We start from the raw sequence: 16,522 nt of genomic DNA on the forward strand, positions 1-16,522 counted from the left end.
TCAGGCCCGTCGGCCGAGGTCGGTCAGGAGGCGCTCGATCGTGTCCAGGCGCTGGCGGAGCTCCTCGATGTCGCCGCGGGTGGCGCTCTGCTCGGCGGCCTTGAGGGTGACGAGGAGCTGGCCGTCCGGCTCCAGGCGGGCGCGGGCGACGTCGCTCAGGTCGTCGCCGTGCTGGATCCGGATCGCGTGCTCCAGCTCGGACGGGCGCAGCGCGAGCTCCCGCAGGGCGCCCGGGACGAGCTCGCCGTTCCGCACGACCGTCGTCGACGTGCCCTCCAACAGCCGGGCGGCGCGGGGGTCGCGGGCGAGCCAGCGGGTCACGGCCGAGTTGACCGCGATCAGGGTGACGGCGCCGATGGCGCCGCCGAGCAGGCTGTCGTCGTTGCCGATGATCGCGTTCTGCACGACGTTGGAGAGCAGGAAGACGACCACCATGTCGAAGGTGTTCAGCCCCGCGAGCCCGCGCTTCCCGGCGATCCGGAAGAGGACCACGATCAGCGCGTAGACGGCGATCGTGCGCAGGACCTTCTCGACGATCGGGATCTGGACGACTACCAGGTCGTGCCACATGGCCGCTCTCCTCGCACCCTCGACTCGGCTCCCGGCTGCGCCCCGGCCGGGCGGGGCGGGCACCGACGGTACGCGCCCCGCCGGGCCCCGGCCAGCACCGAGGCGCGGACTACCGGCCGCGCCTCGGCTTGCCGCGCTTGGCCGCGGCGTTCGGCTTCGGCTTCTGGCCGGCCTTCTGCCCGGTGGTCTTCTGCCCTGCCTTCTGCCCTGCCTTCTGGGGCTGCGGCTTGCGGGCCGGAGCGGCCTTCTTCGGCTCCTGGGCCGGGGCGGCGCCGCGCCCGCGCGAGCTGTTCACCGTGCGCCCCCGGACGATGCCGATGAACTCCTCCACCAGGTCCGTCGTCCGCTCCTGCGGCCACGACAGCGCGACCTGCGACTGCGGCGCGTCGGCGACCGTCCGGTAGGTGAGGTCGCGCCGGTGGTGCAGCCGGGCGAGGGACTGCGGCACCAGCAGCACGCCGACGTTGGCCGCCACGAGCTCGATCGCGTCGCCCGTGGTGGCCGGGCGCTCGATGGCGGGGCGCCCGGGCAGGTCGGTCCAGCCGAGGGTGTCGTCCAGCGGGTGGAACACGACGTCGTCGGCCAGGTCGGCGAGGGCGACGTCGTCCTCGGCGGCCGCGAGCCAGTGCTCCTTGGGAAAGACGACGACGGTGGTCTCGGTGTACAGCGGGATGGCGCTCAGCACGTCCTTGTCGACCGGCAGCCGCACCAGCCCGGCGTCCGCGTCCCCTTCCCGCAGCAGCCGCTCGCCGTCGGCGGCGGGCACCGCGAGGAGGGCGAGCGGAACGTCCGGGAGCCGTTCGCCCCAGACGCGCGCCCACTTGCCGGGGGTGACGCCGGGGACGTACGCGAGCCGGAAGGACGGGTTCACCTGCATGTCTGTCACAGGGCAAGGCTACCGACCGTGACGGGGAGCGCCCGCGCGCTCCCTTACCCTTGTCCTCATGACATCGCTCAAGCAGAAGACCAGCCAGACCATGAAGCCGGCCACGGCGGCCAAGAAGCTGGGGATCTACCTCGACGCGGCCCCGGCGAGCTTCCAGGACGGCACGGTCTCCCGCGAGGAGCTCAGCGCCCTCCAGGCGGACCCGCCGCAGTGGCTCCAGGAGCTGCGCCAGAACGGCCCGCACCCGCGGCCGGTGGTCGCCGCCAAGCTCGGCGTCTCCATCTCGGGCCTGGCCCGCGGCGGGGTGACCGAGGCGCTCACCACCGAGCAGATCGACGCCATCAAGGCCGAGAACCCGCTCTGGCTCCAGCACGAGCGCGCCAACCAGGTGGACGTCCGCAAGGAGACCGCCCGGATCAAGGCGAAGCACGAGAAGGAGGCCGCGGAGGCCGCCGCCAAGGCCGCGAAGGCCTGACGCTCCCCGCTCCGGACGACCGATGCCGGTTCCCGCGGCCCCTGGGCTCCGGGAACCGGCATCGTCATGTCACGGGCGAACTGCAGGAACCCACAACGGTCGACGCCGTCACAGGGTTGCGGAGCCGTCAGGTGAGGAGTCCCATCACGAGGTGATCGGGCACGGCAGCCTGCCGCTGGGCGTGCTGGACGAGCTGGTCACGGACTGGATCGCGGCGCACGGAGGGCGGCCCCACCCCCGGACGGGCCCTCAGCACACCGGGATGAGCACCGTCAGCACGAACGCGTGCGGGTCCGGATTGGCCGGGGCCTGGTAGGTGAGCGTCGCGGCGATGCTCGTGCCCGGGCTCGCGGCCGGGTCGACCTGGAGCGCGAAGCCCCGGTTGTACTGGGACCAGGTGTTGTCGACGATGTCGTCGCAGGTCGCCGTGGTGCCGTCGGCCGAGATCGCGCAGCTGTTGTAACCCGGCGCGGTGTCAAGCCACTTGGAGCCGGGCGGGAGCTGGGCGACGAGCCGGCCGCGCCACGGGTAGTCGGTGGACGGGCCGAGGTTGCGCTCCAGCACCTCGAAGTCGGCCGGATCGCCGGGCGCGGCGGGCTTCGGGGGCCGCCACAGCTCCAGCACCGCGTCGGTGACGGGCGCGGAGGTGTCCCAGCTCCAGGTGGTCGAGTCGTCGTTCGGGTTCTGGTCCGCGTCCCAGGTGACGACGGCGGTGCCGCCGGGGTAGGTCTTCGGGCCGGGGGTGGTGCTGATGGTCTTGCCGTAGAGCCTCTCCGTCTCGCAGCCGGCCGGTGCCAGGCCCTTGGCGACGGTGAAGCGGATCCAGTTCCAGCCGCCGTCCACCGGTCCGGCGTGGTCCGTGCTGAGGACCAGTCCCGGGTCGCCGGGGCCGTTGACCACCAGGGTCGCGCCGTCGGCCGGCGTCTCCGAGCCGTTGTTGCAGACCGTCACCAGGATCGTGCCGACGGCGCCGGGCGCGGTCGGGAAGGACGGCGGGCTCACCTGGACGCTCAGGTCCTTGGCGTGGGTCGAGCGGTGGGCCGAGCGGTGGGTCGGGCCGGCGGCGGCCTCAGCGGCCTGCGCGGCGGTCAGGGAGAGCGGCAGCAGGGCGACTGCCGCGACGAGGGCGGGGATCCGCATGGGTGACTCCGGATCGGGGGTCAGAAGGGGCCGGAAGGGGTCGGAACGGGGCGGAACGGGCGCCCGGAGGCGTCGCGCCGGAGGGGGCGCCGAAGGTGTCGGACGCGGGCGAACGCGATGAACGGTCGTTCGATGACGAAGCTACGCACGCCCGGCGGGCCCCGCCCTGCTCGGTTACTCCGCCCGACGTCAGGCGCTTCGGGGGCGACCATGACGGCGGGCACGGCGGAACGATTCCGCACGCCGGGCCAGGGCCTCCCGCGCCCGACGTGGCGTCACCCCTTTGGCCCCTTTGACACGGTAGTGTCCGCTGGCGCGGTATCCGGCGGCCCGCCGGCCCGCAGCTCACGCACACCCATCTGGAGGAACTCGTGCCGGCTCCCGCTCGCGGTGCCCTGGCCATAGCCGCGGCCGTCCTGCTCGCCGCGGCCACAGGCTGCTCGTCCGACACCGGACACACCGCCAAGCCCGCGCCCACCAGCGCCGCCGCCAAGGGCTCGGCCCCGGCGGCCGGCGACGCGGCCGGCGGGCACGCGATCCCGGTCGGCGTCGGCCCCAAGCCCTCGTACGACGTGCAGGCCCAGCCCGCCGCGGGCACCTGTAAGTACCGCTACACCGCGGACAAGCAGCCGCTGCCGGACCCGAACTGCACCCCCGGCGCGACCAGCCCGGCGGTCACCCAGGCCAACCTGAACGACACCGTCTGCAAGCCGGGCGGCTACACCTCGGGGATCCGCCCGCCGGCGAGCATCACCGGCAAGGAGAAGGCCGAGAACGCCAAGTCCTACGGCTACAGCGGCCCGATGGGCGACGCCGAGTACGACCACCTGATCAGCCTTCAGCTCGGCGGCGACCCCAACGACCCGCGCAACCTGTGGACCCAGCCGCCCTCCCCCGACCACGTCCCGGGCAAGGGCCCGAACAACCCCAAGGACACCGTCGAGACGCACCTGCACACCGCGCTCTGCAAGGGCCAGGCCACCCTCGCCGCCGTCCAGCAGGCCATCGCCACCGACTGGACCACCGCCGAGGCCAAGCTCGGCATCGGCAAGGGCGGCGCGCCGGCCGCCGGACCGGACGCGGACGGCGACGACCAGTGAGCCGGCGCCCGTCCGCGCCCACCCGGCACTGACGGGCCCCGCGACCGACGGCCTTTCCTGGCGACGGTCCCCCTCCGGTCAGGCGCCGAGCGACTCCACCAGCTCGGCCACGGCGTCGAACGGCCGGTGCTCCGCGAGCTCCGCGGCCAGCGCGCGGGCCCGCTCGCGGAACCGGCCGTCGGCCAGCACCTCGTCGACGGCCTTCGCGACGGCCGCGGCCTCCGGCCGCCCGGTGCGCAGGTCCAGCCCCGCGCCCGACCACTGCACCCGGGCCGCCACCTCGGGCTTGTCCTCGCTCGCACCGCCGACCACCAGCGGCACGCCGTGGCGCAGCGCGGTGTGGACGCCGCCGTAGCCACCGTTGCTGACCAGGACGGAGGCGTGCGGCAGCAGCAGGTCGAACGGCACGTACGAGACGGCGTGGACGTTGCCGGGCAGTGCGCCGAGGAGTCCGGCGAGCTCGGCCGGACCGTCGGGGCGGGCGGTGGCGGCGACCACCAGGACGTCGCGGTCGGCCAGGGCCGTCACGGTGGGCGCGACGAGCTCGCCGAGGTCGTCGTTGGCGAGCGTGCCCTGGGTCACCACGACGACCGGGCGGCTGCCGTCGAGTTCCCGCCACCAGGCGGGCAGACCGTGCTCGGCACCGACGGCCGGCGGCAGCGCGCCGATCATCCGGAAGGTCTCCGGGGCGTCCCCGCGCGGGTACTCGAAGCCGGGCACGGTGAGCTGGAGGAAGTGGTCCGGCACCGTCACCATGGCGTTGGCGCGCGGGCCGTGCGGCAGGGTGAGGCCGAGGCCCGCGAACACCTCCTCCGCGTACCGCTGGAGCGGCTCGCCGCGCCGGTTCACCTCCGCGTACAGCGCCCGGTTGCGCGCCCGGCCCGCCTCGCCCGGCAGCGGCGGCAGGGCGAGGCCGAACGGCGCGGTGTCGACGCTCTGGAACATCGGCGGCGCGACCCCGACGCCCACCACGGCGGGCCGCTGCCCCCGGGGCCGGCTCAGCGCCAGCGCGAGGGCGCCCTGGAAGAACGCGTCCGCGACCACCGCGTCCGCCGGGAAGCCGGCCAGCAGCTCCTCCAGGGCGCGGTACTGCGCCGGGACGGGGTCGGTGAACACGTGCTTGACGTCGAAGGCGATCCTCGCGGGCCCGGCCGGCAGGTCGGAGCGCCCGGGGAAGCGGGCGTCGAGGTCCCGGTCGTCGAAGTCCGCCTCCGCGGGCAGCGCCGCGAAGCGCACCCCGGCCCGCTCCGCCGCCTGCGCGAAACGGCCGCCGCCGAGGAACACCACCTCGTGGCCGCGGGCGGCGAGGTCGGCGGAGATGGCGAGCAGCGGGCCGACGTGGCCGTGCGCCGGGATGGCGGCGGCGATGATCCTGGACAGTGGAATCTCCCCTGGTCAAAGGCGTGGTGGGGCACCGCCGGCCGGCGGCCCCCACCGGCTCACCGTAGGGAAAGGTTGTTGACGATCGGTAAACGCCGCCGACCCGTCAGATCCAGCCGCGCCCGCGGGCGAGCCGGGCAGCCGCGTGGCGGTTCTCGACGCCGAGCTTGGTGGTGACGGAGGACAGGTAGTTGCGGACGGTCCCCGGGGCGAGGGCCGCGCGCTCGGCGATCTCCAGGACGGGGGCGCCGTCGGCGGCGAGGGACAGGATGTCGGCCTCGCGGGCGAGCTCGCTGGCCACGCTGACACCGTCGCGCTCGGGCATCTGGAGGTCCAGGACGGAGCGCGAAGGCCGGCGGGATCGCGATCGCGATGGCGGCGATGACGAGGACGCGCGCCGTCGAGGACGCCGGGCACGACACCCTGCTCACCCAGAGCCGCTTCGCGCACCGGGCGGCCGACCTCATCACCGGCTTCCTCACCGCCGTCGCCGAGGCCCGGCCCGCCGAATCCGCCCGACCCGCCGGACCCACCGGACCCGCCGGCCAGGAGGCCGCCAAGTGACCCCCGTCCCGACGTGCGCGCCGTGTTCACCGGCAGAGCGGTCTTCAAGGGCAAGGGCGCCGCGGGCGGATCGCCGGGGCCGCGATGCTGCTCGGCACCCTCGCCACCCAGCACCCGCACCCCGCGTTCAACCGGCTCCAGCTCAAGGACACCTTCTCGCTGCTGCCGAACTGGCGCTTCTTCGCGCCCACCCCCAGCGCGTTCATGGTCGTCGGCGGCATCGCGATGATGGCCTGGATCGACCCGCTGCTGCTCGCCCCCACCCTCGCCTGCCTCGGCACCGCCAGCGCCGTCTCGCTGCTGCTGGCCCGCCGGGTGCGGCTCGTGGCGACGGCCAACCGGGAGGACACCGGCGTCTACGGCTCCGCCCTGATGCGCGTCCTCGGCGCCCTGCCGACCGTCAAGGCCTCCCGCGCCGAGCACCGGGAGACCGAGCACCTCGGCGTCCTCGCCGACCGCGCCCGGCGCTCCGGCGTGCGGGTCTCGGCCCTGTCCGCGCTGCTCACCCCGGCGATGAACGTCGGCACCCAGATCGCCCTGACCGTCGTCATCGCGTGGGGCATGGCCCGCGTCGCGACCGGTGCCATGGCGCCCGCCGACCTGATGTCGTTCATGATGTACCTGTTCTACCTGGTCGCACCGCTGGTGATGCTCTTCATGTCGATCGCCCAGTTCCAGCAGGGCCGGGCCTCCCTCGACCGCCTCTCCGAACTCGGGGCGATCGAGCAGGAGGACGCCGGACCGCCCGCGCACGCCGCCGTCGACGGGCACGGTCTCGTCTTCGACGGGGTGACCTTCGCCTACCCCGGCAGCGACGCCCCCGTCCTCCACGACGTGTCGCTGACCGTCCCCGAACGCGGCCTCACCGACGTCGTCGCCGCCCTCCCGGACGGCCTCGACACCGAGCTCGGCGAGCGCGGCACCGGCCTGTCCGGCGGCGAGCGCCAGCGCCTGGCCAGCGCCCGCACCCTGCTGCAGAAGCCCCGGATCGTGCTCCTCGACGAGGCCACCGCGAGCCTCGACGGCGCCTCCGAGGCGGCGCTGCGCGACAGCATCGCCGCCATCGCCCGGGACCGCGCCGTCGTCGCCATCGCCCACCGCTTCTCCACCATCACCCAGGCCGACCGGATCATCGTGCTCGACCGCGGCCGCGTGCAGGCCGTCGGCACCCACGCCGGCCTCAGCGAGGACAGCGGCCTGTACCGGCGCCTCGCCGAACACCAGGGGGTCGCCGCATGACGTTCGACGCCGCCGTCGTCGGCACCGGGCCCAACGGGCTCGCCGCCGGTGTCACCCTCGCCCGGGCCGGGCTGCGCGTGGTCCTCTTCGAGGCCGCCGACACCATCGGCGGAGGGCTGCGCACCACGGCGCTGTTCGACAGCGCCGTGCGGCACGACGTCTGCGCGGCCGTCCACCCCATGGCCGCCGCCTCCGCGTTCTTCCGTCGCTTCGACCTGCCCGCGCGCGGCGTCCGGCTGCTCCAGCCCGACATCCCCTACGCCCACCCGCTGCCCGGCGGGCGGGCCGCCGCGGCCTGGCGCAGCCTGAGCCGCACCGCCGCCCACCTCGGCCCCGACGGGCGCCGCTGGATGCAGCTCCTCGGGCCGCTCGCCGACCGCTCCCCCGCCGTCGTCGACCTGCTCCTGTCCGACCAGCGCAGCGTACCGGGCGACCTCCTCGCGCCCCTGCTCCTCGGAGCGCGGGTGCCCACGCTCGCGACCCGGCTCACGCCCTTCGGGCTCTTCCGCCACGAACCCGCCCGGGCGCTCCTGACCGGTGTCGCCGCGCACGCCGTCGGCAAGCTCCCCTCCGTCACCTCGGCCGCCGTGGCGCTCCTGCTCGCCCACACCGCGCACAGCACCGGCTGGCCCCTCCCCGAGGGCGGCAGCGCCGGCATCGCCGACGCCCTCGCCGCCGACATCACCGCCCACCGCGGCGTCTTCCACACCGGGCAGCGCATCCGCGACCTCGCCGAACTCGGCGACGTCCCGCTCGTCCTGCTCGACGTCGGGCCCAAGGAGTTCCTCGCCCTGGCCGGCCCCCGGCTCCCCGAGCGCTACCGGCGCGCGCTGCGCCGCTACCGGTACGGGCCGGGGGCGGCGAAGGCGGACTTCCTCACCGACGGGCCGATCCCCTGGACGAACCCGCTGGTGGGCCGGGCCGGCACCGTCCACCTCGGCGGCACCCGGGCCGACGTCGTCCGCCAGGAGACGACGACGGCCGCCGGCCTCCCGGTCGCGGACCCGTTCGTGCTGGTCGTCGACCCGGCCGTGACCGACCCGACCCGCGAGGTCGGCGGCCGACGCCCGGTCTGGGCCTACGCCCACGTCCCGCACGGCGACCCGCGCGACCCCGTCGACCTGATCCGCCGCCGCATCGAGGAGTACGCGCCGGGCTTCGGCGAGACGATCGTCGCCTCGCGCGGCCTGTCGGCGCGGCAGTACGAGGAGTACAACCCGAACTACGTCGGCGGCGACATCGGCGCGGGCGCCCTCACGCTCCGCCAGTCCCTGGCCCGCCCGGTGGCCCGCTGGAACCCGTACGAGACCCCGCTGCCCGGTGTGTACCTGTGCTCGGCCGCGACGCCGCCGGGCCCGTCCGTCCACGGCATGTGCGGCCACCACGCGGCCCTGGCGGCACTGCGACGCCACCACGGGCTGCGGGAGGCACCGGAGTTGGGACCGGACGCCTAGCCGCTCCGCCCGTTCGACCCGGCCACGCAGCCGGCTTCCGGGAGCGGAGGCGTCGCCCATCGGCTCAGCGGCCGAGCACCGCGCCGCCGTTCAGCCCGATGACCTGCCCGGTCACGTACCCGGCCGCCGGGGAGGCAAGGTAGGAGACCGCCTCGGCCACGTCGTCCGGGGTGCCGGCGCGGCCCACCAGGGTGTCGGCCACCTTCTGGGCGTGGAAGGCCTCCGTCCAGCCGTCGCCGAAGATCTCGGTGTCCTCGACGTAGCCGGGCGCGAGGACGTTGACGGTGATCCCGTCCGGGCCCAACTGCCGGGCCAGGCCGAAGGCCCAGCCGTGCAGGGCGGCCTTGGCGGCGGCGTACGAGCCGAGCGAGTGCGGGCCCGCGCCGCCGCGCTGGGCGGCGGCCGAGCTGATGACGACCAGGCGCGCGCCGGGCCTGCGCAGGTGGTCCTGCAGGGCGGTGGTGAGGAGGACGGCGGAGAGCAGGTTGCCGTCCAGGTCCTGGCGCCAGGACTGCGCGAGGGCGGCGAGGCCGCGGTCTGCGGGCGGGGTGACGATGGCGCCCGCGTTGTTCACGAGGGCGTCCACCGGGCCGAGTTCGGCGATCCGCGCGGCGGCGGCCTCGACCGCACCGGGGTCGGTCAGGTCGACCGGCACGGGCAGGATCCGGCCCGCCCCGACGGTCCGCTCGATCGCGTCCCGGGCCTCGTCGAGGACGGCCGCGCGCCGCCCGAGGATCGCCACCCGGTTCCCGTCGGCGGCGAGCCTGGCGGCGATCGCCCGGCCGATGCCGGTGCCACCGCCGGAGACCACGGCGAGCCGCTCGGTCGCCGCCATCAGTGGCCCGCGCCCTCGTAGTAGTCGCGCATGAGCTCGCTCGACCAGGCGGGCTGGCGCACCTCGCCGCGCGGGCCGAACTCGGCCAGGTAGGGCTTGATGTCGAGCACCGGCGTGCCGGCCACCGCGTCCAGGCCCGCGACGTGCAGGTCCAGGCCGTCCACGCGCAGCAGCCGGCAGCGGGAGACGCCGAGCCGGTTGGGCCGGTTCTTGCCGCGCTGGGCGAAGATGCCGACCAGCGGCCAGTCGGTGTTGCCGCGCGGGTGGCGGGCGCCGGTCTCGACCTTCTCCACCGGCACGCGGTCGAAGTGGTAGACGATCTCCAGGTGGGAGAAGTCCGCCAGCCCGTACAGCGCCTCCTCGGTGAACTGCTCGCCGTCCAGCCGGACGATCGCGGTGACCGCGCCCCAGCGGTCGTCAACCACCTCGTCCCGCCCGCCGACGACCTGCGCCACCGGCCTCGAAGTCACGTCCATGAGCCCCCCGTTCGTCGTGCGATCACCTGGCATCGTAGTGGCTTCCGACGGCGAGCCCACCGGCGAGTAGCAGAAGGTCGGGCGTCCGCAGCACCCTCCCGCCGAACCCGGGCAGCGGCACGTGCAGCGGCTCGGTCCAGGCCTCCGGTGACGGCGGCGACGGTGTCGGCGTCCCCGCCGAGGTCGATCGCGGCGCGGACGGCGGAGCCGATCACCACGCCCGCCGCGCGGTCCTGCCAGTCACGTCCGGTCATTCAGGGAGGTTGACCGCCGGGTGGCGGAGGATGTCGAGCACCACCGCACCGTTCACCGTCTCCTGGGCGACCAGGAGCGCGGCCAACTCGTCCAGGTGGTGGCGGTGTTCGCGCAGGAGGCCGATGGCGCGCTGCTCGGCGCGGCGCAGCAGGGCGGCGACGGCCTCGTCGATGGCGCGCTGGGTCTCCTCGGAGTAGGGGCGGCGGAGCAGGTCCTCGGGGCTCTCGCCGAGGTAGCGCGGGGAGCCGGAGGCGTAGCCGACCGGGCCGAGGTCCGGGGAGAGGCCGAATTCGCGGACCATCCGGGTGGCGACGGAGGTGGCGTTGGCGAGGTCGTTGGCCGCGCCCGTCGAGCCCTCGCCGAAGACGACCAACTCGGCTGCCCTTCCGCCAAGTTGGACGGTGAGAAGGTCGGTCAGGTAGCTCTCGCTGTACAGGTGCCGCTCGGCCTCGGGGAGCTGTTCGGTGGCGCCGAGGGCGACGCCGGCCGGGAGGATGGTGACCTTGGCGACGGGGTCGGCGTGCTCGCACAGCGCGGCCATCAGGGCGTGTCCGGACTCGTGGACGGCGACGGCGTGCCGTTCCTCGGGCAGCAGCGCGTTGGAGGACTCGCGGCGGCCGAGCAGGACGCGGTCGCGGGCGGTGTCGAGATCGTCGGCGGTGATGGTGGCGCGGTCGGCGCGGACGGCGTTGATGGCGGCCTCGTTGACGAGGTTGGCGAGGTCGGCGCCGGAGAAGCCGGGGGTGCCGCGGGCGATGCGGTCGAGGTCGGCGTCCGGGGCGAGGGTCTTGCCGCGGACGTGGACGGCGAGGATGGCGGCCCGCTCGCGCTGGTTGGGCAGCGGCACGGTGACCTGCCGGTCGAAGCGGCCGGGGCGTAGCAGGGCCGGGTCGAGGGCGTCGGGCCGGTTGGTGGCGGCGATGACGACGATGCCGGTGCTCTGGTCGAAGCCGTCCATCTCGGCGAGCAGTTGGTTGAGCGTCTGCTCGCGCTCGTCGTTGCCGCCGAGCCGGGAGCCGCCCGCGCGGCGGCCGCCGACGGCGTCGATCTCGTCGATGAAGATGATGGACGGCGCGCGTTTGCGGGCGTCGTCGAAGAGGTCGCGGACGCGGGAGGCGCCGACGCCGACGAACATCTCGACGAAGCCGGAGCCGGTGACGGACAGGAACGGCACCTCGGCCTCGCCGGCGACGGCGCGGGCCAGCAGGGTCTTGCCGGTGCCCGGCGGCCCGACCATGATCACGCCGCGCGGTCCCTTGGCCCCGGCGGCGGCGTACCGCCCGGGGCTGCGCAGGTAGTCGACGACCTCGCTGACCTCCTGCTTCACGCCCTCGTACCCGGCCACGTCGGCGAAGCCGGTGGCGGGCCGCTCGGCCTCGATGATCTTCGCCCGGGAGCGCCCGATCGCGCTCAGGCCGCCGGTCATCGTGCGGGCGGCGAGCCGGCCGGACCACAGGAAGAGCCCGCCGAAGACCAGCAGCGGCAGGAACAGCAGCAGGGTGGACCAGATCGAGCTGCCGCCGGTGCGGCTGCCGGTGACGTCGACGTGCTGGGTGGCGAGCGACTGGCTGAGCCTGGTGGTGTCGAGGGCGGTCGGGATCTGGCTGGTGAAGCGGGTGCCGTCCTTGAGGGTGCCGCTGACGCCGCCGGTGTCGGTCACGTTCACCGTCTTGACCTGGCCGGCGTCGACCCGGCCGACGAAGTCGGAGTACCCGTACCGGGTGCCGGCCGGACCGGGCGCCTGGACGACGAGCAGCAGGATCAGCGCCAGCAGGGCGCCGACGGGCAGCAGCCAGCGGCGGACACCCGGGGGCGGCGGGGGCTTGGACTGCGGCGGCCTGGGCTTGAACGGGCCCGGCCCGGATGGTCCCTGCTCCGGGCCGCCGGACGAGGACGGCCCCGGCGGGGTGGCCGGGTGCCGGGTGGCCTGGTGCCGGGTGGCCTGGTCCCGAGTGGCCTGGTCCCGAGTGGCCTGGTGCCGGGTGGCCTGGTCCCGAGTGGCCTGGTGCCGGGTGGCGCGCAGGCGGATCCGTCCGGTCATCTGCGCTCACCGCCTCTCCGGAGGCGGCCGGGCGGGGTGACCGCCGGGGCCTCCGTCTCCATGGTCGGACGAGACGGCCCCGGACGGGAGGGGGAGGCTCTCCCCCGATCGGTCAGGAGAAGTCGAGCGAGCCCGTGCGGGTGCGCTTGAGCTCGAAGAACTTCGGGTACGCGGCCAGTGCCCGGACCCCGTCGAAGATCTTCACCGCGTCCTCGCCGCGCGGGATCGCGGTCAGCACCGGGCCGAAGAACGCGACGCCGTCCACGTGGATGGTCGGCGTGCCGACCTCCTCCCCGACCGGGTCCATGCCCTCGTGGTGGCTCTTGCGCAGCGCGATGTCGTACGCGGTGCTCCCGGCCGCGTCGGCGAGGTCCTCCGGCAGGCCGGCCTCGGCGAGCGCCTCCCGGATGACCGTCGCGTCGGCCTCGCGGTCCTGGTCGTGCAGACGGGTGCCGAGCGCGGTGTACAGGTCGCGCAGCACGTGCTCGCCGAACCGCTCGGCGGCGGCGATGCAGACCCGGACCGGGCCCCAGCCCGTGGTCAGCAGGCGCTGGTAACGCTCGGGCAGGCCCTCGCGGCCCTCGTTGAGGACGGACAGGCTCATCACGCGGAAGGTCAGGTCGAGCTCGCGCTCGCGCTCGACCTCCAGGATCCACCGGGAGGTGATCCAGGCGAACGGGCAGATCGGGTCGAAGTAGAAGTCAACTCTGGTGGTCATGGAGAGGAGCCTAGGCGGCCGAGTGGACCGCCGGACAGTGCCAATCAGAGCGGGTTCGCATGGGCCACTTACTCGCTCGGGCCGCACACCGTGCCGTCCGCCGGCACCTTGCCGTCCAGCAGGTAGGCGTCCACCACCGTCTTCAGGCACGGGTTGCCGGTGTTGTACCCGCCGTGGCCCTCGCCCTGGAGCGTCACCGTGACGCCCACGCCCCCGCCCAGCTGCTGCGCCATCGTCCGCGCGCCCTCGACCGGGGTGGCCGGGTCGCCGGTGGTGCCGACCACCAGGATCGGCGCGGCGCCCGCGGCGGCGACCTCGGGGTGGTCGGTCCTGCCGGCCACCGGCCAGCCGGTGCAGCCGGTCAGGCCCCACGCGGTGAACGCGCCGAAGACCGGGGAGGCCTCCTTGAACTGCGGCAGCTGCTGCTCGACGTCCTGGTCCGAGTAGCGCTGCTTGGCGTCCACGCAGCTGATCGCCCGGTTCGCCGCGTTGAGGTTGTTGTAGTGGCCGCTCGGGTCCCGCCCGAGGAGGCCGTCGGCGAGCTGGAGCAGCATCGTGCCGGTGCCCCGCTGCATCGCCTCGGTGAGCCCGGCGGCCAGCGCGGGCCACGTCTCCTGGCTGTACAGGGCGCCCGCGATCCCGGTGACGGCGAGGCTCTCGGTCAGCCGGCGCCCGCTGTCGGTCGGCAGCGGATTCTGCTGCAGCGACTGCAGGAGTCCGGTGACCTTCGCGGTGCCGTCGGCGCCGCCACTGCCGGTCGGGCAGTCCGGCACACCGGCGGCGCAGGCCTTCATGAAGTCCTCCAGGGCGAGCTGGAAGCCCTTGGCCTGGCCGAGCGAGGACTGCGCCGGGTCCTTCGTCGGGTCCACCACCGAGTCCAGCACGGCGCGGCCGACCTGCTGCGGGAACAGGTGCGCGTAGACGCCGCCGAGCTGGGTGCCGTAGCTGATGCCGAAGTAGTGCAGCTGCTGGTCCCCGAGGGCCTGCCGCATGAGGTCCATGTCGCGGGCGGCGCTCTCGGTGTCCACGAAGGGCAGCACGGCGCCCGAGTTGCGCTCGCAGGCCGCGTTGAACTGCGCGGTGCTCTCGTCGAGCGCCTTGACGGCCTCCGGGGTCTCGGGGGTGTCGTCGATCGCGTTGGCGGCGTCCATCGCCTTGTCGTCCAGGCAATTCACCCCGGCGCTCGCACCGACCCCGCGCGGGTCGAAGCTCACCAGGTCGTAGCGGGTGTTGAGGGAGGCGTAGGTCTCCGCCAGCGCCGGCAGCGTGGTGATGCCCGAGCCGCCGGGGCCACCGAAGTTGAACACCAGCGAGCCGATCCGGTGCTGCTCGTCCTTGGCCCGGGAGCGGATCAGCGCGAGGTCGATCGTGGTGCCGTTCGGCTTGGCGTAGTCCAGCGGGGCCTTGAGCGTCGCGCACTCCCAGTCCCCCGCGGGCGGCGTGCCGCCGCCCTGCGCGGCGTCCGGCGCGCCGCACGCGTGCCAGTCGAGCTGCTGGACCGCCGCGGGCTCCGCCGTCAGCGGCGCGGCCGGCGCGGGCTCGGCGACGGTCCCGGCCCCGCCCTGACAGCCGGCCGAGGAGGCGAGGAGCAGCGCGCTCAGCCCGAGCGCTCCGGCACCGCGGACGACGGTGTGCATGGGGACTCCACCTCTCGAAAGGCCGGACGCGGCGCTTCGGTGCCCGGACGAACGGGCGCGCGAACGGGCGCGCGCCGGGGCCGCACACGCCCCGCGCCCGTTCGCTCACCCTAGGTGCGCCCGACCACGCGCGCCGTCCGGGCTCCCCCGTCGGGGGGCGCGTGCCGCCCGGCGTCCCACCGGCCGTCCGGGTGGGGCGGGCACGCCGCTGCGCCGCGACGCCGTTCGTGCCGGGGCGCAGCGGGGACGGCGGCGGGGGCTACTTGGGCATCTCGTTCCAGAGCTGGTCGGGGCCCTTGCCGGTGAGGCGGGCCCAGATGCCGTCGTCGTCGGGGTTCATGTTCACGAGGTACGCCAGGTCGGGCTTGTCGTAGGCGTGGGAGACGTAGTCGATGAACCGGGCGGTGGCCTGGTAGCCGCTGTCGTAGTGGTCGTTCGGGCCGAAGTGCTGGGCGCCGGTGCCCGGCTGGAAGTTGTAGTCGCGCACCCAGTCCGCGAGGCCCTCGCCGACCCACCAGTGCTCCTTGTCGGGGCCGTGGGGGTTGTTCCAGACCGCGACGTGCACGGCCTCGTGCACCAGGAAGCCGGTGTCGCCCCGGTTGTTCCGGGTGTAGTCGATGTTGACGTGGACCTCGTTGGCGCCGTTGGCGTACGTCGCGTAGGCGGGGTGGTCCTTCAGGGCCGGGTCCATGATGATCCGGAAGTAGGTGGGCGCGGGGAACGCCCCCTCGGTGAGGAGGTTGGAGATCTGCGGGTAGTAGTCCGCGACGGTCCGCTTCTGCTGCTCCAGCCACGGGCCGAGGTCCGGGGCCTGCGAATAGTCCAGGTCGATGGCCGGGCGGCCGGCGGTGGGCGGGGTGGTGCCGGTGTTGTTGTCGAGGTTCCAGGACTGCGCCGGGTCGCCGGCGTTGCAGCCGGCCACCCGGACGCCGAGGTCGGCGCCGCGGGTGAGGCAGAGGTTGCCGTCCGAGACGCTGTGCAGCAGCCACGCGCGGCCGTTGCCCGTCGACGTGTTCTCCAGCCACCAGCGCTGGTTGGCGGCACCGACGTCGTTCCAGGAGCCGACGGTGTTGTAGGTCCGGTCGCGGTCGACCGCGTTGTTGGTGCCGGGCACCTTGATCGACCAGGTGCCGTTGCCCTCGTCCCGGACCGTCCACACCTGCTGGGCGGACGACTGGTTCCAGTCGCGGATCAGCACCTTGCCGCCGGTGTTCGTGCTGTCCCACTGCAGGGCGCCGCCCGCGTAGCTGGATATGCGGTAGTCGGCGCCGCTGGTCGGCAGCGGCTCGGCCGCACTCGCGCTCTGGGCGCCGAGGGCCATGCCGGACACCACGGTCGCGGACAGGACGGCGGCCGCGGCCGCCCGACGGATGATCATGTCGAAGCTCTCCTCCCGGCCGGTCCCGGTGGACCGGCCCGCGGGGACATGCCACCGCCCGGCGGTGTACGCGGCGTCGACGGCCCGTCAACGGAGGCGTTGACGAGGACGTGGACGCCGACGTGGACGAAGGCGTTGACGAGGACGTGGACGGAGGCACGGCCGGAGGCTCCTGCGGGCGAGTTGACGGAGGTGCGCGCGCGGCGATCGACACTCGGTGAGGTCGTCAACGAACCGCCCGCCCCGCAGACCGCTCAGCGGACCCCTCCGTGCTCGCGTCAAGTCGGCGTTTATAGGCTGATGAGAGGGTCGGTTTGAACGCGACCGAAGGTCCCGGCCCGGGCCCACGGCGGCGGGACGCGACGATGTACGGG

General features: G+C 74.5%; 15 protein-coding genes and 2 pseudogenes. 5 read left to right on the forward strand and 12 right to left on the reverse strand.

What is annotated here, in order from left to right; all coding sequences use genetic code 11:
- Both PUR71_RS38350 and PUR71_RS38355 read right to left on the reverse strand, forming a co-directional pair.
- Window positions 1-570 carry a DUF421 domain-containing protein gene (locus PUR71_RS38350; RefSeq protein WP_329931908.1) on the reverse strand — a complete coding sequence of 190 codons (570 nt, stop codon included), beginning with the start codon at window positions 568-570 and terminating at the stop codon, window positions 1-3.
- A 109-nt stretch (window positions 571-679) separates the two neighbouring features.
- The gene (locus PUR71_RS38355; RefSeq protein WP_329932046.1) at window positions 680-1,447 is read right to left on the reverse strand and encodes a LysR family substrate-binding domain-containing protein; all 768 of its coding nucleotides are present in this window, start codon (window positions 1,445-1,447) and stop codon (window positions 680-682) included.
- Between the two features lie 67 nt (window positions 1,448-1,514).
- Between PUR71_RS38355 and PUR71_RS38360 the strand changes: the two genes are divergently transcribed.
- Complete coding sequence (locus tag PUR71_RS38360) at window positions 1,515-1,931, forward strand: DUF5997 family protein (protein WP_329931909.1); 417 nt, start codon at window positions 1,515-1,517, stop codon at window positions 1,929-1,931.
- 249 nt (window positions 1,932-2,180) lie between these two features.
- Here PUR71_RS38360 and PUR71_RS38365 read toward each other — a convergent pair whose 3' ends face one another.
- A complete protein-coding gene (locus PUR71_RS38365; protein ID WP_329931910.1) occupies window positions 2,181-3,071 on the reverse strand; it encodes a hypothetical protein in 891 nt (296 codons plus the stop codon).
- 371 nt (window positions 3,072-3,442) lie between these two features.
- On the opposite strand from PUR71_RS38365, the gene PUR71_RS38370 reads away from it, so the two are divergent.
- Window positions 3,443-4,171 carry a hypothetical protein gene (locus PUR71_RS38370; protein ID WP_329931911.1) on the forward strand — a complete coding sequence of 243 codons (729 nt, stop codon included), beginning with the start codon at window positions 3,443-3,445 and terminating at the stop codon, window positions 4,169-4,171.
- 78 nt (window positions 4,172-4,249) lie between these two features.
- Here the strand turns inward: PUR71_RS38370 and PUR71_RS38375 are convergent, their stop codons facing one another.
- Both PUR71_RS38375 and PUR71_RS38380 read right to left on the reverse strand, forming a co-directional pair.
- Complete coding sequence (locus tag PUR71_RS38375; protein WP_329931912.1) at window positions 4,250-5,455, reverse strand: glycosyltransferase; 1,206 nt, start codon at window positions 5,453-5,455, stop codon at window positions 4,250-4,252.
- A 202-nt stretch (window positions 5,456-5,657) separates the two neighbouring features.
- A pseudogene (locus PUR71_RS38380) lies at window positions 5,658-5,837 on the reverse strand (response regulator transcription factor); the annotation flags it as partial.
- 95 nt (window positions 5,838-5,932) lie between these two features.
- On the opposite strand from PUR71_RS38380, the gene PUR71_RS38385 reads away from it, so the two are divergent.
- The 3 genes from PUR71_RS38385 to PUR71_RS38395 all read left to right on the forward strand — a co-directional run bounded on the left by PUR71_RS38385 (window position 5,933) and on the right by PUR71_RS38395 (window position 8,808).
- Window positions 5,933-6,115 carry a hypothetical protein gene (locus PUR71_RS38385; RefSeq protein ID WP_329931913.1) on the forward strand — a complete coding sequence of 61 codons (183 nt, stop codon included), beginning with the start codon at window positions 5,933-5,935 and terminating at the stop codon, window positions 6,113-6,115.
- 84 nt (window positions 6,116-6,199) lie between these two features.
- Complete coding sequence (locus PUR71_RS38390) at window positions 6,200-7,354, forward strand: ABC transporter ATP-binding protein (protein WP_329931914.1); 1,155 nt, start codon at window positions 6,200-6,202, stop codon at window positions 7,352-7,354.
- The gene (locus PUR71_RS38395) at window positions 7,351-8,808 is read left to right on the forward strand and encodes a phytoene desaturase family protein (RefSeq protein ID WP_329931915.1); all 1,458 of its coding nucleotides are present in this window, start codon (window positions 7,351-7,353) and stop codon (window positions 8,806-8,808) included. Before PUR71_RS38390 ends, PUR71_RS38395 begins: the two co-directional genes overlap by 4 nt.
- Window positions 8,809-8,872: 64 nt before the next feature.
- On the opposite strand, the gene PUR71_RS38400 is transcribed toward PUR71_RS38395, so the two are convergent.
- The 7 genes and pseudogenes from PUR71_RS38400 to PUR71_RS38430 all read right to left on the reverse strand — a co-directional run bounded on the left by PUR71_RS38400 (window position 8,873) and on the right by PUR71_RS38430 (window position 16,148).
- The gene (locus tag PUR71_RS38400) at window positions 8,873-9,643 is read right to left on the reverse strand and encodes an SDR family NAD(P)-dependent oxidoreductase (protein WP_329931916.1); all 771 of its coding nucleotides are present in this window, start codon (window positions 9,641-9,643) and stop codon (window positions 8,873-8,875) included.
- Window positions 9,643-10,119, reverse strand: coding sequence for an SAM-dependent methyltransferase (locus PUR71_RS38405; protein ID WP_329931917.1), 477 nt, complete (start codon window positions 10,117-10,119; stop codon window positions 9,643-9,645). The genes PUR71_RS38400 and PUR71_RS38405 overlap by 1 nt, the downstream gene beginning before the upstream one ends.
- Window positions 10,120-10,141: 22 nt before the next feature.
- Window positions 10,142-10,322: pseudogene (locus PUR71_RS38410) on the reverse strand (ADP-ribosylglycohydrolase family protein); the annotation flags it as partial.
- Between the two features lie 47 nt (window positions 10,323-10,369).
- A complete protein-coding gene (gene ftsH, locus PUR71_RS38415) occupies window positions 10,370-12,415 on the reverse strand; it encodes an ATP-dependent zinc metalloprotease FtsH (protein ID WP_329931918.1) in 2,046 nt (681 codons plus the stop codon).
- Window positions 12,416-12,527: 112 nt separating this feature from the next.
- A complete protein-coding gene (locus PUR71_RS38420) occupies window positions 12,528-13,133 on the reverse strand; it encodes a mycothiol-dependent nitroreductase Rv2466c family protein (RefSeq protein ID WP_329931919.1) in 606 nt (201 codons plus the stop codon).
- A gap of 68 nt (window positions 13,134-13,201) precedes the next feature.
- Entirely contained in the window at window positions 13,202-14,770 is a 1,569-nt protein-coding gene (locus PUR71_RS38425; protein WP_329931920.1) for an alpha/beta hydrolase, read from the reverse strand.
- A gap of 259 nt (window positions 14,771-15,029) precedes the next feature.
- Entirely contained in the window at window positions 15,030-16,148 is a 1,119-nt protein-coding gene (locus PUR71_RS38430) for a basic secretory protein-like protein (protein WP_329931921.1), read from the reverse strand.
- Between the last annotated feature and the right edge of the window lie 374 nt (window positions 16,149-16,522).

The organism is Streptomyces sp. SP17BM10 (genome assembly GCF_036322405.1).
In the GTDB taxonomy this organism is placed as follows: domain Bacteria; phylum Actinomycetota; class Actinomycetes; order Streptomycetales; family Streptomycetaceae; genus Kitasatospora.